This is a genomic window from Shewanella mesophila (assembly GCF_019457515.1).
GTDB lineage: Bacteria > Pseudomonadota > Gammaproteobacteria > Enterobacterales > Shewanellaceae > Shewanella > Shewanella mesophila.
In genome coordinates, this window is the sequence record NZ_CP080421.1 from 199,801 (window position 1) to 225,812 (window position 26,012).

At 44.9% G+C, this 26,012-nt stretch carries 26 protein-coding genes and 1 other RNA gene; 16 read left to right on the forward strand and 11 right to left on the reverse strand.

Going from position 1 to position 26,012, the window contains the following annotated elements:
* Positions 1-136: 136 nt before the first annotated feature.
* Positions 137-2,677 (reverse strand): penicillin-binding protein 1A, encoded by a 2,541-nt coding sequence (locus K0I73_RS01000; protein WP_220062715.1) that lies wholly within the window; start codon positions 2,675-2,677, stop codon positions 137-139.
* 184 nt (positions 2,678-2,861) lie between these two features.
* Here K0I73_RS01000 and K0I73_RS01005 point away from each other — a divergent pair, with 184 nt between their 5' ends.
* The 9 genes from K0I73_RS01005 (at position 2,862) to K0I73_RS01045 (ending at position 11,900) form a co-directional block, all read left to right on the forward strand.
* Complete coding sequence (locus K0I73_RS01005) at positions 2,862-3,941, forward strand: pilus assembly protein PilM (RefSeq protein WP_220062716.1); 1,080 nt, start codon at positions 2,862-2,864, stop codon at positions 3,939-3,941.
* Entirely contained in the window at positions 3,929-4,510 is a 582-nt protein-coding gene (locus K0I73_RS01010; RefSeq protein ID WP_220062717.1) for a PilN domain-containing protein, read from the forward strand. The genes K0I73_RS01005 and K0I73_RS01010 overlap by 13 nt, the downstream gene beginning before the upstream one ends.
* Positions 4,507-5,130 carry a type IV pilus inner membrane component PilO gene (locus K0I73_RS01015; protein ID WP_220062718.1) on the forward strand — a complete coding sequence of 208 codons (624 nt, stop codon included), beginning with the start codon at positions 4,507-4,509 and terminating at the stop codon, positions 5,128-5,130. Before K0I73_RS01010 ends, K0I73_RS01015 begins: the two co-directional genes overlap by 4 nt.
* Positions 5,127-5,642 (forward strand): pilus assembly protein PilP, encoded by a 516-nt coding sequence (locus tag K0I73_RS01020; protein WP_220062719.1) that lies wholly within the window; start codon positions 5,127-5,129, stop codon positions 5,640-5,642. Before K0I73_RS01015 ends, K0I73_RS01020 begins: the two co-directional genes overlap by 4 nt.
* A gap of 21 nt (positions 5,643-5,663) precedes the next feature.
* Positions 5,664-7,715: a type IV pilus secretin PilQ gene (locus K0I73_RS01025; protein ID WP_220062720.1), complete on the forward strand. Its 2,052-nt coding sequence runs from the start codon at positions 5,664-5,666 to the stop codon at positions 7,713-7,715.
* 215 nt (positions 7,716-7,930) lie between these two features.
* Positions 7,931-8,446: a shikimate kinase AroK gene (gene aroK, locus K0I73_RS01030; protein WP_220062721.1), complete on the forward strand. Its 516-nt coding sequence runs from the start codon at positions 7,931-7,933 to the stop codon at positions 8,444-8,446.
* Between the two features lie 15 nt (positions 8,447-8,461).
* The gene (aroB, locus tag K0I73_RS01035) at positions 8,462-9,538 is read left to right on the forward strand and encodes a 3-dehydroquinate synthase (RefSeq protein ID WP_220062722.1); all 1,077 of its coding nucleotides are present in this window, start codon (positions 8,462-8,464) and stop codon (positions 9,536-9,538) included.
* Positions 9,539-9,556: 18 nt separating this feature from the next.
* Complete coding sequence (locus K0I73_RS01040) at positions 9,557-11,008, forward strand: AAA family ATPase (RefSeq protein ID WP_220062723.1); 1,452 nt, start codon at positions 9,557-9,559, stop codon at positions 11,006-11,008.
* Between the two features lie 52 nt (positions 11,009-11,060).
* Positions 11,061-11,900: a Dam family site-specific DNA-(adenine-N6)-methyltransferase gene (locus K0I73_RS01045; RefSeq protein WP_220062724.1), complete on the forward strand. Its 840-nt coding sequence runs from the start codon at positions 11,061-11,063 to the stop codon at positions 11,898-11,900.
* Here the strand turns inward: K0I73_RS01045 and K0I73_RS01050 are convergent.
* A complete protein-coding gene (locus K0I73_RS01050; protein WP_220064204.1) occupies positions 11,897-12,115 on the reverse strand; it encodes a DUF2970 domain-containing protein in 219 nt (72 codons plus the stop codon). The genes K0I73_RS01045 and K0I73_RS01050 overlap by 4 nt on opposite strands.
* Positions 12,096-12,428, reverse strand: coding sequence for a hypothetical protein (locus tag K0I73_RS01055; protein ID WP_220062725.1), 333 nt, complete (start codon positions 12,426-12,428; stop codon positions 12,096-12,098). Before K0I73_RS01055 ends, K0I73_RS01050 begins: the two co-directional genes overlap by 20 nt.
* Positions 12,429-12,642: 214 nt before the next feature.
* Between K0I73_RS01055 and rpe the strand changes: the two genes are divergently transcribed.
* From rpe to trpS, 3 genes are read left to right on the forward strand one after another with little or no spacing between them, the layout of a single operon-like run.
* A complete protein-coding gene (rpe, locus tag K0I73_RS01060; RefSeq protein WP_220062726.1) occupies positions 12,643-13,323 on the forward strand; it encodes a ribulose-phosphate 3-epimerase in 681 nt (226 codons plus the stop codon).
* Positions 13,320-14,018: a phosphoglycolate phosphatase gene (locus tag K0I73_RS01065; protein ID WP_220062727.1), complete on the forward strand. Its 699-nt coding sequence runs from the start codon at positions 13,320-13,322 to the stop codon at positions 14,016-14,018. The genes rpe and K0I73_RS01065 overlap by 4 nt, the downstream gene beginning before the upstream one ends.
* Positions 14,019-14,023: 5 nt before the next feature.
* Positions 14,024-15,022, forward strand: coding sequence for a tryptophan--tRNA ligase (gene trpS, locus K0I73_RS01070; RefSeq protein WP_220062728.1), 999 nt, complete (start codon positions 14,024-14,026; stop codon positions 15,020-15,022).
* Between the two features lie 148 nt (positions 15,023-15,170).
* On the opposite strand, the gene K0I73_RS01075 is transcribed toward trpS, so the two are convergent.
* Positions 15,171-16,046, reverse strand: coding sequence for a LysR substrate-binding domain-containing protein (locus K0I73_RS01075; RefSeq protein WP_220062729.1), 876 nt, complete (start codon positions 16,044-16,046; stop codon positions 15,171-15,173).
* A 129-nt stretch (positions 16,047-16,175) separates the two neighbouring features.
* Here K0I73_RS01075 and K0I73_RS01080 point away from each other — a divergent pair, with 129 nt between their 5' ends.
* The gene (locus K0I73_RS01080; RefSeq protein WP_220064205.1) at positions 16,176-17,048 is read left to right on the forward strand and encodes a DMT family transporter; all 873 of its coding nucleotides are present in this window, start codon (positions 16,176-16,178) and stop codon (positions 17,046-17,048) included.
* 20 nt (positions 17,049-17,068) lie between these two features.
* Here K0I73_RS01080 and K0I73_RS01085 read toward each other — a convergent pair whose 3' ends face one another.
* From K0I73_RS01085 to K0I73_RS01100, 4 genes are all read right to left on the reverse strand, one after another.
* On the reverse strand, positions 17,069-17,638 hold the full coding sequence (locus K0I73_RS01085) for a BON domain-containing protein (protein ID WP_220062730.1): 570 nt from the start codon (positions 17,636-17,638) through the stop codon (positions 17,069-17,071).
* Positions 17,635-18,228: a phosphoheptose isomerase gene (locus K0I73_RS01090; RefSeq protein WP_220062731.1), complete on the reverse strand. Its 594-nt coding sequence runs from the start codon at positions 18,226-18,228 to the stop codon at positions 17,635-17,637. The genes K0I73_RS01085 and K0I73_RS01090 overlap by 4 nt, the downstream gene beginning before the upstream one ends.
* A 68-nt stretch (positions 18,229-18,296) precedes the next feature.
* Positions 18,297-18,641: a YraN family protein gene (locus K0I73_RS01095; protein WP_220062732.1), complete on the reverse strand. Its 345-nt coding sequence runs from the start codon at positions 18,639-18,641 to the stop codon at positions 18,297-18,299.
* On the reverse strand, positions 18,638-20,488 hold the full coding sequence (locus tag K0I73_RS01100) for a penicillin-binding protein activator (protein WP_220062733.1): 1,851 nt from the start codon (positions 20,486-20,488) through the stop codon (positions 18,638-18,640). Before K0I73_RS01100 ends, K0I73_RS01095 begins: the two co-directional genes overlap by 4 nt.
* A gap of 88 nt (positions 20,489-20,576) precedes the next feature.
* On the opposite strand from K0I73_RS01100, the gene rsmI reads away from it, so the two are divergent.
* From rsmI to K0I73_RS01115, 3 genes are all read left to right on the forward strand, one after another.
* Positions 20,577-21,419, forward strand: coding sequence for a 16S rRNA (cytidine(1402)-2'-O)-methyltransferase (rsmI, locus tag K0I73_RS01105; RefSeq protein WP_220064206.1), 843 nt, complete (start codon positions 20,577-20,579; stop codon positions 21,417-21,419).
* A gap of 85 nt (positions 21,420-21,504) precedes the next feature.
* An RNA gene (gene rnpB / locus K0I73_RS01110) (RNase P RNA component class A) lies at positions 21,505-21,850 on the forward strand.
* A 123-nt stretch (positions 21,851-21,973) separates the two neighbouring features.
* Positions 21,974-22,864: a DMT family transporter gene (locus tag K0I73_RS01115; RefSeq protein WP_220062734.1), complete on the forward strand. Its 891-nt coding sequence runs from the start codon at positions 21,974-21,976 to the stop codon at positions 22,862-22,864.
* 149 nt (positions 22,865-23,013) lie between these two features.
* Here K0I73_RS01115 and K0I73_RS01120 read toward each other — a convergent pair whose 3' ends face one another.
* From K0I73_RS01120 to K0I73_RS01130, 3 genes are read right to left on the reverse strand one after another with little or no spacing between them, the layout of a single operon-like run.
* A complete protein-coding gene (locus K0I73_RS01120; protein ID WP_220062735.1) occupies positions 23,014-24,408 on the reverse strand; it encodes an ATP-binding protein in 1,395 nt (464 codons plus the stop codon).
* Positions 24,408-25,067 carry a response regulator transcription factor gene (locus tag K0I73_RS01125; RefSeq protein ID WP_220062736.1) on the reverse strand — a complete coding sequence of 220 codons (660 nt, stop codon included), beginning with the start codon at positions 25,065-25,067 and terminating at the stop codon, positions 24,408-24,410. Before K0I73_RS01125 ends, K0I73_RS01120 begins: the two co-directional genes overlap by 1 nt.
* 41 nt (positions 25,068-25,108) lie before the next feature.
* Positions 25,109-25,951, reverse strand: a complete 843-nt coding sequence (locus K0I73_RS01130) for an FAD:protein FMN transferase (protein ID WP_220064207.1) — start codon at positions 25,949-25,951, stop codon at positions 25,109-25,111.
* Between the last annotated feature and the right edge of the window lie 61 nt (positions 25,952-26,012).

Here is a 26,012-nt window from a genome sequence, read left to right on the forward strand (position 1 = left end):
TTTTGTTGAATAAAAAACCTGCAGTTGCAGGTTTTTTTATGTTTAATTTTTGATTACACCAAAATTTTGGCGCTTAGGTTTACAGCTAAACATGCCTTTAGCTAGCTTTATTTGTCGATATCAACCTTAACCATCATTATTGGAATAACTCTTCAACTGGGTCATCAATAAAGATGTCTCCCTGCTCTTCTGGTTGGGTCGCGAACTCCGCAGGCTCTGTACCGCTAACGAAGTATTCAAAGGCACTGGTGTGATCCGTTTTACGGCTTAGCTTCCCTGTAGCTAAATCTATCCGAGCAGATACAACGCCCTCTGGTGGTTGAGCCGGAACTTGTGGCGTACCGGCTAAGGCATTTTTCATAAACTCGTTCCAGCCTGGACCTGCCGTTTTAGCACCGGCTTCAGCCCCCGAGATCTGATCTTTGGCACCATTAGTATTCCATGCCGTACGACCGAGTTCTTGACTGTGATCATCGAAACCGACCCATACTGTCGTCGCTAATTTAGGATTGAAACCACTAAACCAAGTATCTCTCGATTCGTTGGTTGTACCGGTTTTACCTGCGATATCGCGGCGATTAACGACCCGTGCCGCTCGCCAGGCAGTGCCGTTCCAGCCAGTACCTTTACTCCAGTCACCGCCACCCCAGATAACACTTTTCAAGGCTTCAGTAATTAAGAATGCGGTTTGCTCTGAAATGACTCTTTCACCATGTCTAGCGTCGATAGCACAGCTGCTGTCGATAGTCTCGGCGATGGTGGATTGGTTATCAGTCACCACAGCAAACTCACTCGCCATGGCTGCAAATGGATCTGCTTTAGGCGGTTCTATTTCCACTGGAGTGCAGGCAAGTGTGGGCTCTGCTTGTTCGATGATCTGCTGATAGGCATTTTCAATATGGTCGATGAAATAAGGTTCGACCCTATAGCCACCGTTGGCGAAGACTGAAAATGCCGTGACCACTTGCAGTGGAGTCACCGATGCGGACCCCAGCGCAAGAGATTCGTTTTTCGGGAGATCATTTCTATCGAAACCAAATTTGACTAGTGTGTCTATTGCGCTGTCTAGGCCGGTATAACGCATAGCTCGAACTGACATAACGTTAATAGACTGGGCTAAGCCAACTCGCAAACGGGTTGGGCCTGTATATCTGTCTGGTGAGTTTTTTGGACGCCATGCAGTGCCTTGGCGTATATCGGCATTGTTGATCGGAGCGTTATTGATCAGGGTGGCTAGGGTGTAGCCTTTCTCTAATGCAGCAGTGTAAATGAATGGCTTTATATTCGAACCCAGTTGGCGTTTAGCCTGAGTGACGCGGTTATATTGACTGGTATGAAAACTATAGCCGCCAACCAATGTTTTGATTGAACCATTGTAAGGATCAAGTGAAACTATGGCGCTCGCGACTTGAGGGATCTGTGCCAGCTGCCATATATTGCCATTGTGTCTTATCCAAATTTGTTCACCGGCACTAACCACATCTGCAGCAAGTTTTGGGGCGCTACTTTGACGTTGATTAGAAATAAATTTTCTTGCCCAGCTAAGTCCTTCCCATTCAAGCGTGATCTCTTCACCTTTGTCGGTAAGAACCTGCGCACTTTGCTCTGCAACTGACATTACCGCCGCAGGTTCAAGCCCTTGAAAACCTTGGGTGGCTTTGAGCTTCGCTACAATTTGGTTAGTGTCTGGAGTTTGAGTCTCCCAAAGCACCTCTGTCGCGCCTCGGTAACCATGCCTTTCATCATAGGCATAGACGTTATCACGCAGTGCTTGTTGGGCGTACTGCTGTAGGGTTGAATCGACTGTAGTGTAGACGTTATAACCGCCAGTATAGGCTTCCTCTTCACCAAATTTATCAACCATATAGTCTCGAGCCATCTCTGAGATATAAGGGGCATATAGCTCTATCTCTGCGCCATGATATTTAGCTGTGATTGGGGCGGTGATCGCTTCTTGATATTCCGCTTCGGAAATATTTTCCTTTTCTAACATTCTGCTAAGTACCCAGTTACGTCGATTCATCGCTCTTGCTGGGTTTCTGATGGGATTTGCTGCCGACGGTGCTTGTGGCAATCCCGCGATCATCGCCATCTCTGGCAAAGTAAGTTGTTCGAGTTCTTTGCCGTAATAAACTTGTGCTGCCGCGCCGACACCGTACGCTCTATTCCCTAGAAAAGATCGGTTGAGATATAAGGTGAGGATCTCTGTTTTACTCAGCGCTTTTTCGATCTTAAGTGCTAAAAATATCTCTTTGATTTTTCGTATGTAAGTTTTTTCTCTGGATAAAAAGAACCCTCTCGCAACCTGCTGGGTGATGGTACTTGCGCCTTGGCTCTTTTTCCCTGTCGTTGCCAGAATCACGGCGGCACGAATAATACCTATAGGGTCTATCCCTTTATGTTCAAAGAAACGTGCATCTTCGGTGTCAAGCACTGCATTGATGAGTTGTGATGGAACTTGTTCATACTCAACAGGAATGCGACGTTTTTCACCAAACTGGGAAATTAATTTCCCATCGGCGCTATAAATACGTAGAGGTGTCTGCAATTTCACCGTTTTGAGAGTGGTTACATCGGGGAGTTCTGGGAGCACATAAAAATATGCCGCAGCAATTGCACCTATTCCTAAAAGAGCTAGGCTAAATAGGGCGATGGTAATACGTTTGAACCACTTCACTAGATTATTCCAATAAATATAGCAGGCACAACAGTATATAAGGCGAGTGGCTATTGGTGAAGTAAAAATGGTTGTCAAAAAAATGGCAATTGTAAAAGTTATAAACATTTTGTACAAATATCTATAACGAGTTGATTTTGTGCTAATCTAATTCCTGAAACTATAACAAAAGTGACAATTGACTATGCTTTCAAATTTATGGAAGCGTCAGGCTCCGCAGATGGTGGGGATCGATATTGGTTCCCATGAAATAAAAGCAATACTGCTGAGTAAGACTGCTGATGGTTATAAAATATTGAGTCATGCATCGGCGCCAGTGAAGAAGGGTGCTGTAAATGATCATGAAATACGAGATGCTGATGCTGTTTTAGAGTCGTTGAAGTTGATTAAACGAGCATTACCTAAAACGGTTAAATATGCAGCCGCTGCGGTTTCAGGTTCTGCTGTGATGACCAAAGTTATATACATGGACGCTGCGCTGAGCGAAGAGGAGATGGAGACTCAGATCGAGATCGAGGCGGACAACCTTATCCCATACTCTCTCGATGAAGTCAGCATCGATTTTGAAACCCTCAATGTTAATAGTACCGATGTTTCTAAAGTCGATGTTCTGCTCAGTGCATGTCGAACTGAAAATATAGATGCTCGAGTCGATAGTCTCGATGAGATCAACTTAGAGACAAAAGTGGTCGATGTTGAAGGTTATGCCTTAGGTCGTTCATTCGAACTCATCTCATCGCAATTGCCTGACGGTGCAGAAAATAAAATTGTCGCCTTAGTTGATATCGGTGCCAATATGACCACATTTGCTGTGGTTGAAAAGGGAGATACTACTTTCATCCGAGAGCAAGCTTTTGGTGGTGAGCAGTTTACTCAATCTATTTTGTCATTTTACGGCATGTCTCATGAGCAGGCTGAAAAGGCCAAGCTCGAAGGAGATTTGCCTCGTAATTATATGTTTGAAGTGTTGTCGCCCTTCCAGACACAGTTATTACAACAGATAAAAAGAACCTTGCAGATTTACTGTACTTCGAGTGGTAGAGATAAAGTGGATCATATCGTGTTATGCGGTGGGACCTCTAAACTCGAAGGAATGGCAAATCTACTGACGAATGAACTGGGTGTCCACACCATCATTGCCGATCCATTTTTAGGATGTTTACATGCTGATGAAGAGGTAAAGACTCGTTTGCAACCCAATATTAATAAATACATGGTTGCGTGTGGATTAGCGCTGAGGAGTTACTCTCAATGGCGAACATAAACCTATTACCTTGGCGGGAAGAGGCGCGAGAAAAACAGAAACGTGATTATCTTGGGATATTAGCCGCTGTTTTTATTGGCGCATCATTAATTGTTTATTTAGCGCTGACTGTTATTGATATGATGACCGAAGATCAACGCGGTAGAAATGCGTATCTTCAGTCTGAGATTCAACTACTAGAAAAGCAGATTGCAGAAATTAAAAAAATTCGTGAGCGTAAGAAAGATATTGAGCGGCGAACAGAGATCATTCTTAATTTGCAGCAGGCTAGAAATTTACCTACACACGTTTTAGATGAGCTTGTGCGAATCGTTCCTCCTGGAATATACCTTTCCAGTATTGAGAAGAAGGGCAGTTTACTCTGGATTGAAGGGCGTAGTGAGTCAAATAATAATGTCGCAAATATGATGCGTAAGGTTAAGTCTTCATTATGGCTACATGATCCAAATATGCGTTCGATTGTTTCTCAAAATGATGACATGCGCCAACTGCAGCGATTTAGTTTAAGGGTTTCCATTGGCGACGAGAGTGTTGACAGTAATAAAACTGTTGAAGGAGCGAGCAAATGAAACTCGATCTAAGTCAATTTAATGATATCGACTTTGAGAATATCGGTGGTTGGCCCGCTCAAGTTAAAGCCGTATTTGCGCTTTTTCTAGCAATTCTAATTTTTATTGCCAGTTATTTCTTGTTTGTTTCCGATGCAATCGATACCTTAAAGCTCGAACAAGATAAAGAAATTACCTTGCGAGATGATTTTAAAGCGAAATATCAATTAGCAGCTAATCTTAAATTGTACCGAGAGCAACTTGCGGTGATGGAGGTGCAGTTTGCCGAGCTGCTTAAGATGCTGCCATCGCAAAATGAGATGCCGGGATTATTAGACGACCTCACCTTTGTCGCGACGGATTCTGGTTTAGGCATTCAGAGCTTAGAATGGAAAGAGGAAATTCAGCGAGACTTCTATATTGAATTTCCCATTAGTATGGCCGTAACTGGCGAATACCATGACATGGGACAGTTGGTGAGTGATGTCGCGAAATTGCCTCGAATCGTTAGCTTGCATGATTTTGTTATTAAAAGGAGCGATCAAGGAACCTTGGCGATGGAAATTCTAGCCAAGACTTATCGTTTTAAAGAGGGTGCGCAGTTGCCTGCAGAAAAGAATGCAAAGGGGACTAAGAAATGAAGAAGTTATCTTTGTTAGTCCTAAGTATTCTGGTAACTGGTTGTATGGGTGATCGGAGTGATTTAGAGCAATTCGTTACAACGACAAAAGCTCAACATGTTGCTCATGTTCCACCGTTAAAAGAAACGCCTAAATTTGAACATTTTGCTTATCAAGCAAATTTAATGCGTAGTCCTTTTGTGCCGCCTTCGCGGGAGTTAACCGAAGAAGTTGTTGATACAACGAAAGACTGTCTGCAACCAGACTTAAAACGCCGTAAGGGACGTTTAGAAACGTATGCGTTAGATAATCTCAAGATGCGAGGCACTTTAAGTGAGAGCCAAAGTATTTGGGCGTTAATCGAAACAAATGATGGAAGTGTTTATCGTTTAGGTATCGGTGAATATTTAGGTCTTTATCATGGTCGAATTGCTAAAGTAACACCGCAAACGGTCGAAATAATTGAATTAATTCCAGATGGAACAGGTTGCTGGGCTGAAAGAGTGAGCAACATGGAACTAACTGGTGAATAACAAGCGAAGGATGAGGGAATAATGGAATCTTCTGCCGCGAAAAACGCATTATTAAATATGTCACCTTTTTTTAAGGCTGCTTTGGGATTGGCTTTAATATTAGGTGTGGCACCGTATTCTTCTGCTGCGAACCGCTTAGTGGATGTTAAATATCACTCAGTTGTCGATCATCAGCTTGAATTACAATTGGTGTTTGAGGGTAATGTTACTAAGCCTCAAATCAACCTAAATGCTTCACCTGCCCAAATAATTTTGGATTTCGACGACAGTTTATCGGGTTTAGAAAAAGATACGCTGCCTATCAATAATGTCGGAGTTAAATCAATAACGACCACACAAAATAACGAACAATTAAAAGTGCTGGTGGATTTGGCTAAAGTTAAAGCCTATCAAGGTAAAGTCCTTGGTAATACTTACCGTCTGACGATTAACGATGAAGTTGCTAACAGAAATGAAAGTGCTTCGAATCCCTTTGTTAATGGCGTTAAAACGATAGATTTCCGTCGTTCGGCAAATGGCGGCGGAGAGTTGTTGGTTAAGTTAAATAATGCCTCTGTCGCCGCCAATGTAGAACAGGTTGGTGCGAAATTAGAACTGAAATTATACAACACAGATATTGGTTCAGACCTACTGTATGTGATGGATGTTCAGGATTTTGCCACACCAGTTAAGAGCTTTGAGACCTTTAAAGATGAGCTTACAACTCGAGTTTTAGTCGATGTCGCAGGGCAGTATGAATACGATTACAAGCAAGAGGGTGATCTATTTCGCTTAAGCATTAAACAAGCTGAAAGAGCTACCGTTGTGAAGGAAGAGAAGAAATATGATGGGCGCTCGCTATCGCTTAACTTCCAGAGTATTTCTGTTCGAACTGTGTTGCAGATCATTGCCGATTATAACAACTTCAACTTAGTCACCAGTGATACAGTCGAAGGTGATATCACCCTTAGACTCGACGATGTACCTTGGGACCAAGCCTTAGATCTTATTTTGCAGACTAAGGGGCTAGATAAGCGTATTGAAGGCAACATCTTGATGGTTGCTCCCGCTGAAGAGTTAGCTATACGTGAAAAGCAGGAGTTGGAAAACCAGAAAGAGGTTAAAGAGTTAGCGCCATTATATTCAGAGTATTTGCAGATTAACTATGCCAAAGCGACAGATATATCTACTCTGCTTAAGGGCGATGACTCAAGTTTACTTTCTGCGCGAGGCACAGTTGCAGTAGATGACAGGACCAATACGTTACTGGTTAAAGATACAGAAGAGAGCCTTGAAAATATCCATCGTTTGATTGAAGTGCTCGATATCCCCATCAAGCAAGTATTGATCGAAGCTCGTATGGTTACGGTTAAGGATGATGTTTCCGAGAACCTAGGTATTAAGTGGGGGATTACAGATCAACAAGGCAGCAAAGGAACCTCGGGTAGTTTAGAAGGAGCCAATGATATTGCTAACGGTCGAGTTCCTGATATTGGGGATCGACTCAATGTGAATCTGCCTGCCGCTGTTTCAAATCCAGCGAGTTTGGCATTCCACGTTGCTAAATTAGCCGATGGTACCCTGCTAGATCTTGAGTTGAGTGCACTCGAACAAGAAGACAAAGGGGAGATTATCGCCAGTCCACGTATCACTACATCGAACCAAAAGGCGGCTTATATAGAGCAAGGTGTTGAGATCCCTTACGTTGAATCGGCATCTAGTGGTGCAGCAACGGTACAGTTTAAGAAGGCGGTATTATCACTTCGTGTGACGCCACAGATCACCCCAGATAATCGAGTGATACTCGATCTTGAAATCACTCAAGACTCACAAGGTAAGGTTGTTTCAACGCCTTTAGGTCAAGCGGTGTCTATTGATACTCAGCGTATTGGTACTCAGGTGCTGGTGGATCATGGCGAAACGATTGTGTTGGGTGGGATTTATTCTCAGAATTTGATAAATCGAGTGAGCAAAGTTCCTGTTCTGGGCGATATTCCTTTCCTCGGCTATCTGTTTAGAAACACGACAGATCAAAATGTTCGTCAGGAGTTGTTGATTTTCGTGACACCTAAAATTATCTCTGAAGATATCTAAGACTCTATTTTTTATATAGAAGAAGCCAGCGCATCGGCGCTGGTTTTTTTGTGGCTTAGTATAATTTCACAGAATTTACATGCTGCTCTTGCGTTTAAGGTGAGTTAACTGAGATAATCCGTGGTCAAGTCTCATTAGAGCAAGGTAACATTTAAGGTCGACCTGATTTTCTGGTTGGCGTAGGCAAACTTAATATAAGATTCAGACGTAAAGCAATGGCTGAAAAACGTAATATTTTCCTAGTAGGTCCTATGGGGGCTGGTAAAAGCACTATAGGTCGTCATCTGGCGCAGATGCTCCATTTAGAATTCCACGATTCCGATCAAGAAATTGAACACCGTACAGGTGCGGATATTGCGTGGGTATTTGACGTTGAGGGCGAAGAGGGTTTTCGTCGTCGCGAAACACAAGTTGTCGCTGATTTAACTGAAAAACAAGGTATTGTTTTAGCTACCGGCGGCGGATCAATTCAGAGCAAAGATATTCGTAATAATCTTTCTGCTCGAGGTATCGTGGTTTATTTAGAAACGACCATCGATAAGCAGGTTGCACGTACGCAGCGTGATAAGCGTCGTCCACTGCTGCAAGTTGATGACCCTCGTGAGGTATTAGAAAGCCTTGCTGAAATACGTAACCCTCTATACGAAGAGATTGCAGATGTGATCGTTAAAACCGATGAACAAAGTGCAAAAGTGGTTGCTAATCAAATTATTGAACAGTTAGGTTTTTAATTATTAGGCGGTAGTATGGAACGGATTCAGGTTGAGCTTGGTGTACGTAGTTACCCTATTTATATTGGCCCGAATCTACTGAAACAACCCGAATTATTTGCAGGTTGCCTTCAGAACAAAAAAGTTCTTATCGTTACTAATGATACAGTAGCGCCCTTGTACTTAGAACAGGTACAGGCGCTATTGAATCCTCTCCTATGTGCTACGCCTGTCATTTTGCCTGACGGTGAACAGTACAAAACACTTACACAAATGGATGATATCTTTACCTCACTGCTGTCGCAGAACATGGGGCGAGATACTGTATTGATTGCGTTAGGCGGCGGTGTCATTGGCGATATGACAGGATTTGCCGCAGCATGCTATCAGCGTGGCATCGATTTCATTCAAGTTCCAACGACACTGTTGTCCCAAGTTGACTCATCTGTCGGCGGTAAAACTGCTGTGAATCACCCTATGGGCAAAAACATGATTGGGGCGTTTTATCAGCCACAGCTTGTTGTGATCGATACCGCCTGTTTGTCGACTCTGCCAGTAAGGGAGTTTGCTGCCGGTATGGCAGAGGTGATTAAGTACGGCATTATATGGGACCAAGCGTTTTTTTGTTGGTTGGAAAATAATGTCGACGCGCTGAAGTCATTAGATGAATCTGCTTTAAAATACGCGATTGCTCGTTGCTGTCAGATAAAAGCCGATGTGGTGGCTCAGGATGAAACAGAGCAAAGTGTTAGGGCATTGCTTAATCTGGGGCATACATTTGGTCATGCTATCGAGGCTGAAATGGGTTATGGCGTTTGGCTTCACGGTGAAGCTGTTGCTGCTGGCACAGTCCTTGCTGCACAAACTGCATATAAGATGGCCTTGATTGATGAGTCAATTGTTTGTCGTATCATAAAGATATTTGAAGCGTTTGATTTGCCTGTCGAGGCTCCAGAATCGATGAACTTTGAACAGTTTATCAAACATATGCGGCGAGATAAGAAAGTGCTACAAGGCAAACTTCGTTTGGTATTACCTGAGGGCTTAGGTCAAGCAGGTATCTATAGCGAAGTTCCTGAATCACTTTTGGAAGAGGTTATCGGCCGCGCTTAGTTGTTGTGTGGTGACTCCGTGACTTTTCAAACATCAATATTATTACCTAGCCAAGAATCCTTGTTGCATCGTCTGCAGCATGTCGTGCTATATGGCCAACAGCTAACAGTGCTGACAGGTGATGATGGAGCTGGGAAAACCACAATTGTTACCGCCCTTGTCGACGAATTAGATGCTGTTAGTTCTGCATTGGTCACTTGCCCTCAACATGCTGAAAGTGCTGAGATTCGACGTAAAATATTAGTCCAATTATTATCAGAGCCTCTGTTTGATGATGAATTAACTCTTCCTGAAACGCTTCTTGAATTATCAGATTCCCTGCCTACAAGTTCTCATATCGTCATTGATGATGCCCATTATTTGCCTTTAGAGGTGTGGGCTGAATGTATTGTCTTGAGTCAAATGCTGTTGAAGGGGAAAAGCATCTCTTTGACCTTAACGGCTCCAAGTTATTTCTTATCTGAGCTGTTAACTCAATTACCTGAAAGTCAGCATCAGCTGATATTGCCGATGGCGATTGAGCCATTGCCCGATGTCGAGAGAGAGGCATTGTATTACTCGCTATTGCATCGAAGTGAACAAACACCTTTTACACCCAGAGAAATCGTTCGAGATCAGTTGCAACAACAGCAGGGCTTGCCTAGCGAAGTTGTTACCCTACTGTACTTGGCGCTGCATGGTGAACCTGAAAAGGTTAAATCGAATCCTTGGGTGTTGCCTTGTATTATTGCGGCAGTTGTCATTTTCACTGTAGCTATTGGGTATTTCTTTGTTGCTTCCGGTGAAGATTCATCCGGTTTTAGTCGAGAGCGGACTGTTTCATCGGTACGTGCTAGTCAGGAGAACTATGCCTATGGTGAAGCTTTGCTGTTTCCCTATTTTTCTCAGCGCCAACAATGGATAAATACCGAGCCATTAGCTGTTGAACTAACTGATAGAAAAAATGAAAGTGACAAGGATGTTGATGCTGCTCTAGAGTTAGATGATGTTGTCAGTAATTCTGATAGTCAACAGGCTAACTTTGATGATACCTCTAATCAAAGCGCTTCAATTGTTGAAGATGAGCTTGAGACAAGTGAGACAGAGAGGGTTGAAGTTTTTGCTGTTTCACCTAGAGAATTACCCACAGAAGTTGCGAGTCAAATTGCGCTAGTCGAAGATAAGTCATCAACATCTGTTGTTCTGGATCATCCGAGTTCAGGTTATACGCTACAGCTTGCTAGTGTTAATAAGCCTGAGTCGTTAGATGAGATTATAAACAGATTAGATTCAACCAAAGAGATGAAGGTCGCGAGATATAAGCAACGCTGGGTTATCTTATATGGGCAATATGAATCGCTAGAACAGGCTAGAAATGCAGCAAAGCGATTGCAACAAGAGATGGGACTTCAGTCACCTTGGTTACGAATGTGGGCAGATTTATCTCAATATCAGCTACAACAAGGGCTCCCTAGTCGTGAAATTCAATAATAAACAGAGTACAATCGGCTACTTGTTTTCACTGCGCATTCAATCGATTTAGATGATTAAAAAACAGAGAGCCTTTCTTAAATGGGCTGGCGGAAAATTTAAACTGGTTGATGCGCTTACGCAACACCTTCCACAAGGCGATAGATTAGTCGAACCTTTTGTCGGTGCTGGCTCGGTATTTCTCAATACTCGTTACAATCGTTATTTATTGTGTGATATCAACCAAGATCTGATCAATCTGTATCAGATAGTTCAAGAGACTCCAGAAAAATATATTTCTGCGGCTAAAGCCATGTTTGTTGATGTTAAGAATGACAAAGAGGCTTATTACCAGGTTCGTCGAGAGTTCAATCAGACATCAGATCCTTTTTTACGTTCGGTGTACTTTCTGTATATGAATCGCCACGGCTTTAACGGCTTATGTCGATACAATAAGAAAGGGGGGTTTAATGTGCCTTTTGGTTCATACAAGAAGCCCTATTTCCCACATGATGAGATCATGGGCTTTGCCGATAAAGCTCAAAATGCGGAGTTTCGTTGCATTGGTTACGAGCAAGCTTTTGATTTAACCCAGCCGGGCGATGTGGTCTACTGTGATCCGCCATATGCACCTCTATCGACAACTTCAAGTTTTACCACCTATGTCGGTTCAGGTTTTAGTTTAGATGATCAGGCATTGCTCGCTCGAAAGGCTCGTCATACCGCAATCGATCGTGGTATTCCCGTCCTGATCAGTAACCATGATATCGCCCTTACTCGAGAGCTTTATCACGGGGCTCGTTTTGATACTATCCAAGTGCAACGCAACATCAGCCAAAATGGTAATGGCCGTAAGAAGGTTAATGAATTAATGGCGCTGTATGATGATAGGTATCACAGCGAGAATGATTAAGCTAAAACCAGTTTTACAATAAATATTAATGAAATAACCAATATAATCGCCATAACAATTCCCATGATAATGAAAGGGAGAGGGGATTGTGATTGAAAATCTCTTTGGCGGTTGCGCTCAGTTTGCACGCCAAAAAATGCCGCTATTGTAGTCAATAGCAACTGAATTAGGGATTGGCGTTTAGTAGCTATTTTGCTAACTCGTTGGATTGACATCATCGAGCGGTCTCTCGTGATGACCGTGAAGTAGCTCTAATAAATCGAGAAAATGGAACTGATTAGAGCGGCTTTTACCCGTAAGCCAGTTACCCCAGCTAATATTGTCAGCTTGCTGAGCGCAGCGGTTGTTTGGGTGGTTGGCGGGTAATGTAGGATTGTAATTTGTATTGCCATCGCATACGCAGGCTACAGATGCGGTATTATCTGACAGACTTTTTACGCTAAGCGCCGTCATCCCGACTGCGGTAGCCGCAATCGCCAGCATCATCGCTGATTTCATGCTAGCTGAAAGCTTTACTCTGTTTTTCATATCTACGTCCTGTTGAATACGCAAACCCCACAATTGCAAACATTATAACAAAGACGTCTATATTTTGAACATATTTTTCGCTGCTCAATTTTATAGTCTGTGAAATTTGCTCATTTCTGAGATTGCGCGCGGGTTAATATTCGATAAGTCCTAGAGTGGCAACAAGCCTATAAGGTAGAATAGCGTATTTCTTATCCATACTAGCGAGTTTGCCATGCGCCCATTTTTAATTGCTCCTTCAATTTTATCCGCTGATTTTGCCCGTTTAGGGGAAGATGTCGATGCCGTTCTCAGTGCCGGCGCGGATGTTGTTCATTTTGATGTTATGGACAATCATTATGTTCCAAACTTAACCATTGGCCCTATGGTGTGTAAGGCTCTGCGAGATTACGGTATAACTGCCGATATTGATGTGCATCTCATGGTTAAGCCTGTCGATCGTATTATTCCCGATTTCGCCGATGCTGGAGCCTCGATTATAACTTTTCATCCAGAAGCGTCTGAGCATGTCGATAGAACCTTGCAGTTGATAAAAGAGGCTGGTTGTAAGGCGGGTTTAGTATTTAATCCAGGTACTCCATTGCATTACTTAGATTATGTGATGGATAAGCTCGATGTGATCTTGTTGATGTCGGTTAACCCTGGATTTGGTGGTCAGTCATTTATCCCTTCTACGTTAGATAAGCTTCGCCAAGTGCGTGAGCGTATCGACGCAAGTGGCTTCGATATCCGCTTAGAAGTTGATGGTGGTGTAAAGGTTGATAATATTGCCGCAATAGCCGCCGCAGGTGCCGATATGTTTGTCGCGGGTTCAGCTATTTTCAATAAACCCGATTACAAAGCCGTTATTGACGAGATGCGTCAAGAGCTAGCTAAGGTAGATGCAAACTCATGATTAATGCGAAACAGTTAAAGGCAATCGCTTTTGATCTGGACGGCACCTTAATTGACAGTGTACCAGATCTGCATGCCGCAACTAACGCCACGCTCGAAGAGTTGGGACTTCCCATTTGCCAAGAAGAACAAGTGCGGTCATGGGTGGGCAATGGCGCCGAAAAGTTAATGGAGCGTGCACTGACTTTTGCCAAAGCAACAGAAATTGAGAATGCCGAGCTACAAATGGCTATGCCACTGTTTATGCGCCACTACGAGCAGCATCTTCAGTGTCACAGTAAGCTATATGATGGTGTCAAAGCTGCGCTTGAACAGTTAGTTCAAGCGGGGCATCAACTGGCGATTGTTACCAATAAGCCTTATCGTTTTACCGTGCCCTTGCTTGAGGCATTCGGTATTGATCACCTATTTAGCCTAGTTCTTGGCGGTGACTCACTCGAAAAAATGAAGCCCGATCCGCTGCCGTTAACTCATCTGTTAGCCGAGTGGCAGCTTTTGCCGTCGCAACTTTTGATGGTGGGTGACTCTAAAAACGATATATTTGCCGCTAAAGCGGCGGGTATTGCCTCAATCGGCTTGACCTACGGGTACAACTACGGTGAAGATATTGGGCTCAGCGGTCCAACGGCCGTCTGTGACACCTTTAGCGAAGTATTGGCGCAAATAACAGATCGTCAAAATGTATTGGAGCAATAAAACGTATGACTAAACCTATCGTTCTTAGCGGTGCCCAGCCGTCAGGTGAATTAACCATTGGTAACTATATGGGCGCGTTACGTCAGTGGGTTGCTATGCAAGATAGTCATGATTGCCTGTACTGCGTTGTTGATCTGCATGCGATCACTGTTCGCCAAGATCCTGCAAAATTGCGTGACGCTTGTCTAGACACGCTCGCGCTGTATTTGGCGTGTGGTGTCGATCCGAAAAAGAGCACAGTATTTATTCAGTCTCAGGTACCGCAGCATACTCAGCTTGGGTGGGCGCTTAACTGTTACACCCAAATGGGTGAGTTAAACCGTATGACCCAGTTTAAGGATAAGTCGCAAAAGCATGCCAATAATATCAATGTTGGCCTATTCGGCTACCCTGTATTGATGGCTGCCGATATTTTGCTTTATCAGGCTAATGAGATCCCCGTGGGGCAAGATCAGAAGCAACATCTTGAGCTGACTCGTGATATCGCGACTCGTTTCAACAACGCCTATGGCGACACATTTACGATTCCAGAGCCATTTATCCCGGAGCACGGTGCCAAGGTGATGTCGCTGCAAGATCCGCTCAAGAAGATGTCTAAGTCAGATGACAACCGTAACAATGTCATCGGTCTGCTTGAAGATCCTAAAGCAGTATTGAAAAAGCTGAAGAAAGCGATGACCGATAGCGACGAGCCACCAGTGGTACGTTTTGACGTTGAAAATAAGCCTGGTGTTTCAAATCTACTCAGCTTGATGTCTGGTGTGACAGGTCAAAGTATTGCTAGCATCGAAAAAGATTTTGAAGGCAAGATGTACGGTCATCTAAAAGTTGCTGCTGGCGAAGCCGTAGTTGGCATGCTTGAGCCTTTACAAGCACGCTTCAAAGAGTTTAGAGCCGATCAAACATTCCTCAATCAAGTGATGCATGAAGGTGCCGAAAAAGCGCAAGTACGTGCAGAAGTGACCCTGAAGAAGGTTTATGAAAAGATTGGCTTGTTAGTTTAAGCCATTATCTTTGATGCTAAAGAAGCCAGCCTTGCTGGCTTTTTTTATGGAACTTGGGCTAGCGCGTAACTCAAACCGTCCTCTGCTGTATTGACAGCTTGGCAGTCACTTTTGTGAATCGTCTTTTATGTGCTTGCGCGGCTTAGCGCTATTTCTGTAGTGTTAACCAGTTAATAAAACTCGCAATGGCTGGCTCTTTGAGCCGTCGTTGCTTGCATAAAAAATTAAACTCGAACCCTGTATCGATACCAGCAAAGGGTAGGGCGATTAAACGGTGCTTAGCAATATCATCGACCACCATAAAGTCCGATGCTAAAGCGATACCTTGGCCGACAATAGCCGCTTCTATTGCTAACAACACATGGCTAAAGAGATGCTGTTTAGTATGATGAGGGATCGCCATGTCGTTGTCTTCGAACCAACGCTGCCAATCGAGTCCTAATGGACCTTCGTCGACGGTCAGCAGTTGCTGCTCAACCAACCAGTTTATATCCAGAGTCTGCCCCTGATTGATGAAATCTGGACTACAAACTGGGATTAACCTTTCTTTATGCAGTAATTGTTGCCAGTATCCTTTTTGATTTTTTTGCCCAGTAATAAACATGTCGGCTTCACTATGGGACAACACAGGATCGTCGCTGATCATATCGAGTCTAATTTGAATATCAGGTTGATGGCGTCTAAATTCACTTAATCTAGGTATCAACCATTTCACTGCGAACGAGCTGTAAACGGCTAGGCGAAGTGCCTGCTGTTTTTCGCCTGTGATCTGCTGATTTAGCACACTCAACTCATTGAAGATCCGAGCCGCCTCTTGGTACAAGAGTTCGCCTTTATCGGTCAGTTTCAATACTCGACCTTCACGGCGAAACAGTGACTGTGCGAAGTGATCTTCAAGTAGGCGGATCTGATGGGATACCGCACTTTGGGTAATGCATAGCTCGTCGGCAGCACGGGAGAAGTGCTGTTGACGCGCAGCGGCCTCAAATACTTGCAGGGCTCGTAATGGCGGAATTTTTCTCATAGTCAGATTTAAACTCGATATAACAGTTAAGGTATGAATTTAATTCATCTATGATAAGAAATCATCATTTCAGCTTTAGTTTTATGCTCTCTATCATGCAGCCATGTAGTTATTGCGAGAGAGTAGATGATGCAGCGCAATATTTTGATTGGCTTAGGCTTGTTGCTGTTTGGTAACGTGTTTAGTGCGCTCTATGATGTGTCGATTAAATGGTTGCCAGAAGATAGTAGTGCAACCATGTTTCTGTTGCTTCGCCAATCGACAGCGATTTTAATGATGTTGCCATTATGGTGTTATGCGGGCTGTCCAAGAACCGATCATCTCAAGCTGCACTTTCTCAGATCCAATAGTGGATCTATTGGTGGTTTGTTACTGATCATTGGCTTGTTATCCTTGCCACTTGCTACCGTAAGCTCGCTGTTTTATTCGGCTCCCTTGATGATTATCGTTATGGGGGTGCTGTTTCTAAAAGAGCGTCTAACTCGGATACAGGTGATAGCGACGATATTGGGATTTATCGGTATTGTGATCATCTTGCGTCCAAGCGAGATTAATATCGCAGGGCTAGCAGTGTTACTTGCCGCAATGATTTTTGCCGCCAATCAGCTTGCGCTGCGCAAATTACCCGACAGCGAAGCGGCCAGCACCACAGTGATGTTGTATAACTTACTCAGTTTACCCTTGGTAATAATCATTGCCGCAGTGCAAGGATTTACTGGTTTTAGTTGGTATGTATTAGGTGTCGCCTTGCTCAGTAACAGTTTCTTACTGGCCTATCAGCTTTTTTGTGTATTAGCTTATCGCAAGGCGCAAGCGGGAGAGATCGCCGTTGCCGAGTACAGTGGACTGCTATTTTGCGTCTTCTTTGGTTGGCTTTGGTTTGACGAATGGCTTGATGGTTTAAGCTGGTTTGGAGCAGGATTAATCGTGTTACCGTCGTTACTATTACCTAAAATGAGATTGGCGTTAGCAAAACGTCGGCTGGCCATACAGCAGTTATAACAGAAATAAGCCAAGCACCATTATGTGCTTGGCAGATCAAAGACTTTAATCACTTTCCTAACGCCAGCAGTATTACGGGTGATCTCCACCGCTAAATCAGCCTGATCTCGAGTGACGACCCCAAGTAAAAACACCTCACCGTTTTCGGTGATCACTTTTATGCGGGTCACATCTAACTCTTTATCATTGAGCATGCGGGTTTTTACCTTAGTGGTAACCCAAGTATCGTTGCTGCGAGTTGTAAAAGAGGTCGGGTTGCCAATGCGGATCTGGTTATGGATTTTTCCGCCAAGGTTTAAGCCTTTCACCGTGTTTATCGCCTTATCGCGCAACATGGAATTGGGCGCTTGGCCTATCATCAGCACATTACCATTCATGGCGACACCTGTGATATTGGTTTGATTTTTAATATCTTCATGAGCGGCAAGCGCATTCGATATTTGGAAATCAGCATTGGTATCGTCTAGCTGGATTGAAAAGCTGCGTTCGTCATTGATCATCATGGCGCCGCCAACGGCGCCGACCATTACGGCACCGGCGCAGCCTTGCAGCATTAACACTATCGCAATTAATGGGAGCAGAGCTCTCATGCTTGCTCGTCCTGTGGGAAGAGAGTGCGATCGATATTGTCACAAAGACAGTGAATAACTAGCAAGTGGACCTCTTGAATGCGAGCGGTCACATTGGAAGGCACTCGTACTTCGACATCATTTACGCCCATCAGGCCTGCCATAGCACCGCCATCTTTACCAGTGAGTGCCACTATAGTCATATCGCGGCTTAAGGCTGCTTCCATTGCCTTTATGACGTTGCCAGAGTTACCGCTGGTGGAGATGGCAAGCAGGATGTCACCTGGTTGACCTAGGGCCAATATCTGCTTAGAAAAAATCTCATCATAGCTATAGTCATTGCCAATCGCCGTGATCGTCGATGTATCTGTTGTTAAGGCGATGGCGGGCAAAGGTGGACGTTCGATTTCGTAACGATTTAGCAGTTCGGCTGAAAAATGCTGTGCATCGCCCGCGCTACCACCATTACCACAGGCCAGAATCTTGTTACCGCTTAACAGGCATTGCACCATCATCTCGGCTGCTTTCTCAATTGCCTCAGGTAAGGCTTCGGCAGCGTCGATCTTAGTTTGGATCGAGTGAGTAAAGCTGTCTTTAATGCGTTCTAACATGGATGTATCCTTCAGAATGAAAACTTTGTTAACCAGCCTCAAGTAGTATAAGCGAGGCTTAAAGATCACTAAAATGCATCGGTGATCCAATTAATTTCACTAGCGTCTATTGCGACGACATCGAAGCGACATTGAGCATCAATATTGTGTCGTTGCATATAATGGCTCGCCGCTCGGCGCAACCTATCAATCTTTCCCCGGCTAATTGCCTGTATTGCTCCGCCAAATTGTTTCGATTGGCGATATTTAACTTCAATAAAAATCCATTTTTGACCTTGCATCATTATGAGGTCAATTTCACCAAATGGGTAGCGCACGTTACGCTCGACAAGCTTAAGCCCTTGTTGTTCCAAATAGGCAAGAGCATTGTCCTCTGCTTGCTGTCCTTGGGTTAGGTGCTTTGGCTGGGTCATATTGGTCGCAGGTTTCCACGTTGATAGCGCCCCCAGCTTAGCTGACGGTTAATAGTACCATTGGGCGAGGCTGAAAGCAGTCCGCTACGTCCCGAATATTGATAGCCTGGAAGCGCGCGCATCTGGGCAAGCTTACTCACAAGCTCAAGTGCATCATAGCCCATGATATAGAGACGTTTTTGACTATTGCTCCAAGTGGGCCAAAGCTGCTCTACTTCCGCGGTTTCGCTATTGGGCTGCAGTAACCAAGGGATATCACTAATGGTTAAATTATTGAGCTCTTGGGCAGAGGCACGAGAGTTACTTTCTATACGGCTGCGACTGGTGGTGTACAGCGGCACGGGTTCGGCAAATACACTGAAATTAACATCGATAAATGGCTTAAGCAGTGGTAAATCTTGGTTGTTGGCTATCATGTAAATCGCGTCGATATCACGGCGAGATCTAAAATCGGCTTCAACTTTGCTGCCTAATAGTGCTTTGATGCGCGCAATTCGCTCTTTACTGTCGATAACGCCCAGAGACTTCTGCACAGTCACTTTCATTTCGTCACCACTGTTATAAAAATGTACTTCAGCGGCTTGTTGAGTGAGTGACTGCCACTTTTGATTAAACGATTCGGCCATCCGCTGACCAATACTATCGTTACTGGCTAGCAACAGCGGTGCCGTTATTCCGTCATCAAATAGTTTTTGTGCGGCATCGATGGCTTCATCTATCGGAGAGAGCGCAAAGAAAAACTGATCTTGGTCTGCCGTTATGTTGTCGACATTATTAAGGAACAGCTGCGGGATGATCGGCTTTTTATCGTCGGATGTCGCCGAAGAACTGCTTTGCTGTGCTTGTAGCAGCGTTTCCACTTCAGACTGCAGTAGTGGACCAATAATAAATTCCGCTCCAGCGTCAACGGCTTGTTGATAGGCTATGTCTGCACCAATGGCTGAATCGTAAAAGTTAACTGATACTGAATCGTCAGGGTTAGCGAAATAACTCGAGATAATCCCCTGTTTTACCGTGTTGGCGATAGCGGCTCTTGGGCCCGTTAGTGGCAGTAGTACCGCTATGTTCTTTGGTTTATAGGGCTTAGCATTAATCGCTCTTTCGAGATCGGTCGGCAATTTTATCGCGCCAGGGTGACGAGGATTATCATGCTGCCAATTTCCTAAATGTTGCACTAGGATTTGAGGGTCTATGGCATAATGCTTCGCGATATACGCCAGCTGCAACCAGCCTTGAAAAATGGGGTTGCTCGTATCTTGGCTAAATGAGAGTAAAGTTTGTTCGTGCAGTGGTTGTAATATCCGCCAGATCTGATCGCTCACTTCGTTTGCTTCGCTCGCCGGAAGATGCTTACTGAGTAGACTGAGCTGCCTTGCTTGTTCAATCGGTTGCTTTGTTAGCTGGTATAAGCGCGCTTTTAATTTGTAATACGAGACCATTTGCCAATCGGCTAAGCGCCATTGGCTGGGATAATTAAGTTGAGCCAAGGCATCATCGAAGGTTGATGTTAATTCTAAAACCCGAGCCGTTAAGTATTTGTGCTCTGCAACGAGTTCTGGTTTTTGAGTTAAGGAGCCTTTAATGGAGGCTAACGCATTAGTCGCATTAGCTGTATCGCCTTGATTTATAAATGCATGGGCGGCAAGAAGCATCAATCTGTCGCGCTGCTCGCTCGATGTTGCTTGTGCGGCGTCGGCTAGATATTGTGAGCCACTTAGGGTCGCAGTCACCAAAGAAACCTGGCTTTGTCTCTCTTTTACGGGCGCCATTTGGGTGGCACAACCGAATAAAACAGTTGATAAAATCGCGATTGAGATAAATTTAGTTGTATTCAGGCTTTTTAACACAGGACTTCACTCTGGTAAGATGCTGGCTGTAGTTTAACCTTCTCTTCCGCTTGACGAAAGTCTTGTGACAATCATTACAGAGGTAGATATGGACCTGTCGGTCGCTCTTTACATTGTTCCAACTCCAATCGGTAACCTTGGAGACATCAGCAGCCGCGCTATTGAGGTGTTGAATCAGGTATCACTTATTGCCTGTGAAGACACTCGCCATAGTGGCAAACTTCTTAGCCATTTTGGTATCGAAACCCGTAAAACTGCGCTGCATGATCACAATGAAAGAGATCGCGCCCAGTGGATCATTCAAAAGCTATCTAACGGGGAGGCGGTAGCATTGATTTCCGATGCGGGGACACCGTTAATATCTGATCCTGGTTATCACTTAGTTTCTCAAGTGCGTGAGGCGGGTTATAACGTGATCCCGCTGCCGGGTCCTTGTGCGGCCATTACCGCCCTGAGTGCATCGGGTTTGCCGTCAGATCGTTTTTCGTTTGAAGGTTTTTTACCTGCTAAAGAGAAAGGGCGCTTAGATAAATTAACCGAACTAGCTGAAGATCCTCGCACATTGATCTTCTATGAGTCTCCACACCGGATAGTACATAGCCTTGAATCTATGGTTACCGCATTAGGTGCTGATCGTCATGTTGTTATGGCGAGAGAGGTGACCAAGACGTTCGAAACCTTCCTGTCAGGCCCTGTTGCTGAAATATTAGAAACCGTCAAACAAGATCCTAATCAGCAAAAAGGGGAAATCGTCCTCATGTGTCACGGACACAGAATCGATGAAGATCAAGGAATACCGACAGTCGCGGTAAATACCCTAAAGCTGCTCAGTGAAGAGTTACCACTGAAAAAAGCGGCCGCCATCGCCGCTCAAATACATGGTTTGAAAAAAAACGCTTTATATAAGTTTGGCTTAGAGCTTGGTCTGTAGCCCTATTTTGCTGAGATAGCCATCATGACCACAGCGCTGCCAATATTAGGTGGTACGCTTGGCCTCATTAGGCTATAATCCGCGCCGAGTTGGCCAGACAGTTGCCGCGCTCAATAGAGCGGGGAGGAAAGTCCGGGCTTCAAAGAGCAGGGTACCAGGTAACGCCTGGGCGGTGTGAACCGACGACAAGTGCAGCAGAGAGGAGACCGCCAATCTTCGGATTGGTAAGGGTGAAAGGGTGCGGTAAGAGCGCACCGGGCGGCTAGTAATAGTCCGTTGCAAGGTAAACTCTACCCGAAGCAAGACCAAATAGGGTCCCGTATGGCGCTGCTCGCGTTGGGACCGGGTAGGTCGCTTGAGCCTGTGAGCGATTGCAGGCCTAGATGAATAACTGTCCACGACAGGACCCGGCTTATCGGCCAACTCACCTATCAATGAAAGCCCGCTTGTTTATGACAAGCGGGCTTTTTGTTTTTCCTGTTTTATTCCCTTAGACAAATATGCAGCTTACAAGTAATCTCGTGAGCTAGTTCACGCTTTATTGAGGTTGTCTTTTGCCTGCAAATTTCTTGTTATTGCTTGCTGCTGCCATTTGGGGATTTGGTTTCGTCGCCCAAGCACTCGGCATGGAGCACTTGTCTCCCTTTATGTTCAATGGGTTGCGGTTCTTTATCGGCGCATTGAGTCTACTACCGCTGCTGGTGTGGTTTTATCGCCAACAGCGTTTGGTGGTGGGCGGTAAGCGTTCACTCGCTATAGGCTCACTGTGTCTGGGGGCCATATTGTTTGTTGCCGCCTCATTTCAGCAGGTAGGGTTGCTGCACACCACGGCTGCTAATGCGGGTTTTATTACTGGGCTTTATATTGTGCTAGTGCCGATTTTAGGTTTAGCACTAAAACATAAAACTGGCATCAACACTTGGGTTGGATGTGCCATTGCGGTCATCGGTCTCTATTTCCTGAGTATTAAAGACAATATGAGCATAGGGTTAGGTGATGGATTGCAGCTTATTGGTGCACTGTTTTGGGCGATGCATATCTTGGCTATCGATCACTTTGCTAAAAAACACTCCCCGTTATTGTTGGCGCAGCTACAGTTTGTCATCTGTGGCGTATTGAGCTTATTGGTGTCGGTGGTTATAGAGGTCACTACTTTGGAAAATGTGGCGGCTGCATGGGGCTCATTAGCTTATGCTGGCATCGTATCTGTGGGTATTGCTTATACCTTGCAGGTGGTGGCGCAGAAGCATGCGCATCCTGCCCATGCAGCGATTATCTTATCCTTAGAGGCGGTGTTTGCCGTTATTGGTGGCATTTTATTCTTGGGAGAGAGCTTAGATAACCGGGCGCTGTTTGGTTGTAGCCTAATGTTAATCGGCATGCTGGTCTCGCAAGTTCCACTGCGTTACTTAGTCAAGTCTCGACATCAAAAAGTCGAGGCTTGATGGCATCGGAAATGTGACAGCAATGCGGCGGTTAAGGATATCTCACACACGTTAGTGGTTACTTACTATAAAACTCATAAAATAGAATGTCATGAGTCGGCTTATCGACCAATTCAACCTTTTGTTATAAATCAACATATCTGTAATGTTTAATGGCTAGCGGTTAAGTTTGGGAAAGTGATTATTACTTGCACTCCGCCTGTAGTGTGTTGACTAATGCTGAGCCTGCCGTTATGAAGTTCTATGATGTGCTGACAGATCGATAATCCAAGGCCAGCGCCAGTACCTTCGTTTTCATTCACTCGGTAGAAGCGTTCAATGGCATTGTCTATCTGGGCTTTAGTCATTCCTTTTCCACTATCAGTAATATTGATCTCTACACTATTTTGCTTTGCTATTGCGCCGATAGAGATGAGAGATTCTTTAGGACTGTATTTACAGGCATTTTCAATAATATTTCTTAGTACGAGTTCGAGATAGAAATGATCGCCTTGTAGGCTCAGCTCTGGTGGAATATTAATATCCCATTCGAAATCTGCAATTCCTGGTATTAATTGATTGAGCGCAGCTTCAACCATAGATTGAACATTACAGCACCCCAAATCTAGCTCCTCTATGGAGTCGACTCTGGCCAGTAATAGCAGTTGTTCTACCGTATGACTTAAACGGGCTACACCCGTATCGATGGCATTGAGATGCAAGGTTGCCTGATTTGAGCTTGGGATCAGCTCTTTCAAACCATCTTGATGCAACTTAATCACAGACAGTGGCGTTTTCAACTCGTGGGCAGCATCGGCACTAAAGCGTCGCTCTCTGGCTATGGCATGTGCGAAACGGCTGATATAGAGGTTTAGTGCCGTTTGTACAGGCTTTAGCTCACTGGGCAATGGCATCGCAATTGGCGTGACGTCATGGGGCTTACGCTGATTCAGTAATCGCTCAAGGGCTTTGAGTGGTTTGAATAGCCAATAAGAGAGTAACAAGATGGCGATTAAGATCAGCGGAACAACGAGTGCGGGGGCACTGAAAGCATTGCGCATAATTTGTGAGACGAGCTCGCGGCGCACTTCGTCCTGTTGTGCTGTGATGATCCAGACATTATTGGGGGTGGAGAAATAACTAAAAACATGCCACAACTGGCCGTCACGCTCAAGCAGGTGATATCCCTGTTTAAAGTCTGTAAATGGCCGCTTAGGAATATTGTCTGATCGCATTAATGCTTCGCGCTCAACCGACCAAACCTGAAACGCCAATTTGTGTTCATAGGCCAGTTTGAGCGCATCAGATTTCTCAGTAAAGGATTCGATGTTACTGTCTTCGATATGTAATACGAGTGCTTGTTCGGTTAGCGATGGGGTTTTACTGGCCGTGATTTCATAGTGGTAAAACAGCTCCAGCGTCTTGGCTGTTTGCAACAGTTGCGCATCAAATAGCTCCTCTATCTGATCTGATGCATCGGAGGTGCTCATCCAACTCGATAGCCCGACAGACAAGCCTATACCACACAGTATCAACAGGGTGAGCATGAGCCGCAATGAGTACATTATTCAATTTCCATTAATGTGTAGCCTATGCCGCGTACGGTTTTAATCAGTTCATTGGCGGTCTTTTTACGCAGATGATGGATATGGACCTCAATAGAGTTACTGCCGACCTCTTCCCATCCATAGGTTAATTGTTCGAGTTGTTGCCTGGTTAACACCCTGCCACAGGATTGAGCCAGCTCGTGCAGCAGTTGGTATTCGCGGCGAGATAGCGCAACCGATAGCCCACGAAACAATACTTCTCGGGTTGAGAGGTTGATATCTAACGCACCCACATTGAGCACATTGTTATCACGTCCATGTTGGCGACGTACAATGGCGCGAATGCGTGCGGCCAGTTCTCGTATATCGAACGGTTTACTAAGGTAATCATCTGCGCCCATATCGAGGCAATCTAATTTGGTATCGAAATCGGTATTGGCGGTCAGGACGATAGTGGGGATCGACAAGCCTTGTTGACGCCAATGCTTAAGGAGGTCGACCCCATTGCCATCAGGCAGCCCAAGGTCGAGTACGATGGCACTAAAGGTTTCGTTATGGACTGCGTTAACGGCCTGTTGGTAGGTGCTAAGGTGATCGACTTGCATCCCTAATTTGCCTAAACTGAGGCAGATCCCTTGGGCGAGTAGATCATTATCTTCGACGAGCAGTATGCGCATATGTGTCCTACATAATATTGGTCAGTGATGAGTCTTTCTATCTATCGATATACTTTAAAATACACACCTTGCGCGCTTAAAAAGGATTCCGCATTACTGCCTTCAAGCATGGCCATGGTCGATAGCATGCCCGCCATGACGCAGTTTTGCGCTAACACAGTGACTGAACGAGGCGCGAGTTCAACGGGGAAACCTGTACTGGGATCAATAATATGGCCATAGCGTTTGCCATTTCGTTCGATAAAGCGACGGGTATCCCCGCTGGTGGCCAGCGCGCCTTGACGAATTTGCAATACAGCAGAGGCATTATCGAGATCATCTGGATTCTCGATACCGACTTGCCATGGCGGATTTTGGTCATCTCTGGTAACAGGGCAGGCTATATCGCCGCCAAAATTAACCAGTACCGAGACCGTCGGCCAACGGTTAGCAATTAAGTTGGCGGCACTGTCCACCGCATACTCTTTGGCTATGCCACCCAAATCTAGATTCATCTTGGTGGGCATCACGATAGTCGATGTTGAAAATTGCACCGCGGAAAAGTCGATCAATGCCTTCGCCGCTTGGATAGCGTCATCATCGGGAATAATGGCATTTTCCCCCTCTTCAAAACGCCACAACTTCATTAATGGGCCGGCGGTGATATCAAATCGGCCATCGCTTAACTCGAAACACTGTTGGGCAAACGTCAATAGGCGGTAGGTCTCGTCGTCAATTGCAACGGGATTTGTATCGCTATGATTGATATGCCAAAGCGGGTTATGGGTGATAAAACGGCTATATTTGGCTTCTATTCGCCTAGCTTCTTTAACGGCAATAGCGAGTATTTCACTCGCTATTGCTTTATCAAAGCTGGCAATTAACAGTTCACAAGGGCTAGCCATGGCGCGAAATTGCCCAACAAATCCCCAAGGCCGAGGCTGCAATTGTGCTTCCTTTGGCAAT

Bases quoted from the DNA above. Each gene is read 5' to 3' on its own strand.
- K0I73_RS01005 (WP_220062716.1), top strand. From the start codon at position 2,862: ATGCTTTCAAATTTATGGAAGCGTCAGGCTCCGCAGATGGTGGGGATC.
- K0I73_RS01010 (WP_220062717.1), top strand. From the start codon at position 3,929: ATGGCGAACATAAACCTATTACCTTGGCGGGAAGAGGCGCGAGAAAAA.
- K0I73_RS01015 (WP_220062718.1), top strand. From the start codon at position 4,507: ATGAAACTCGATCTAAGTCAATTTAATGATATCGACTTTGAGAATATC.
- K0I73_RS01020 (WP_220062719.1), top strand. From the start codon at position 5,127: ATGAAGAAGTTATCTTTGTTAGTCCTAAGTATTCTGGTAACTGGTTGT.
- K0I73_RS01025 (WP_220062720.1), top strand. From the start codon at position 5,664: ATGGAATCTTCTGCCGCGAAAAACGCATTATTAAATATGTCACCTTTT.
- aroK (WP_220062721.1), top strand. From the start codon at position 7,931: ATGGCTGAAAAACGTAATATTTTCCTAGTAGGTCCTATGGGGGCTGGT.
- aroB (WP_220062722.1), top strand. From the start codon at position 8,462: ATGGAACGGATTCAGGTTGAGCTTGGTGTACGTAGTTACCCTATTTAT.
- K0I73_RS01045 (WP_220062724.1), top strand. From the start codon at position 11,061: ATGATTAAAAAACAGAGAGCCTTTCTTAAATGGGCTGGCGGAAAATTT.
- K0I73_RS01050 (WP_220064204.1), bottom strand. From the start codon at position 12,115: ATGTCAATCCAACGAGTTAGCAAAATAGCTACTAAACGCCAATCCCTA.
- K0I73_RS01055 (WP_220062725.1), bottom strand. From the start codon at position 12,428: ATGAAAAACAGAGTAAAGCTTTCAGCTAGCATGAAATCAGCGATGATG.
- rpe (WP_220062726.1), top strand. From the start codon at position 12,643: ATGCGCCCATTTTTAATTGCTCCTTCAATTTTATCCGCTGATTTTGCC.
- K0I73_RS01065 (WP_220062727.1), top strand. From the start codon at position 13,320: ATGATTAATGCGAAACAGTTAAAGGCAATCGCTTTTGATCTGGACGGC.
- trpS (WP_220062728.1), top strand. From the start codon at position 14,024: ATGACTAAACCTATCGTTCTTAGCGGTGCCCAGCCGTCAGGTGAATTA.
- K0I73_RS01075 (WP_220062729.1), bottom strand. From the start codon at position 16,046: ATGAGAAAAATTCCGCCATTACGAGCCCTGCAAGTATTTGAGGCCGCT.
- K0I73_RS01080 (WP_220064205.1), top strand. From the start codon at position 16,176: ATGCAGCGCAATATTTTGATTGGCTTAGGCTTGTTGCTGTTTGGTAAC.
- K0I73_RS01085 (WP_220062730.1), bottom strand. From the start codon at position 17,638: ATGAGAGCTCTGCTCCCATTAATTGCGATAGTGTTAATGCTGCAAGGC.
- K0I73_RS01090 (WP_220062731.1), bottom strand. From the start codon at position 18,228: ATGTTAGAACGCATTAAAGACAGCTTTACTCACTCGATCCAAACTAAG.
- K0I73_RS01095 (WP_220062732.1), bottom strand. From the start codon at position 18,641: ATGACCCAGCCAAAGCACCTAACCCAAGGACAGCAAGCAGAGGACAAT.
- rsmI (WP_220064206.1), top strand. From the start codon at position 20,577: ATGGACCTGTCGGTCGCTCTTTACATTGTTCCAACTCCAATCGGTAAC.
- K0I73_RS01120 (WP_220062735.1), bottom strand. From the start codon at position 24,408: ATGTACTCATTGCGGCTCATGCTCACCCTGTTGATACTGTGTGGTATA.
- K0I73_RS01125 (WP_220062736.1), bottom strand. From the start codon at position 25,067: ATGCGCATACTGCTCGTCGAAGATAATGATCTACTCGCCCAAGGGATC.
- K0I73_RS01130 (WP_220064207.1), bottom strand. From the start codon at position 25,951: ATGGCTAGCCCTTGTGAACTGTTAATTGCCAGCTTTGATAAAGCAATA.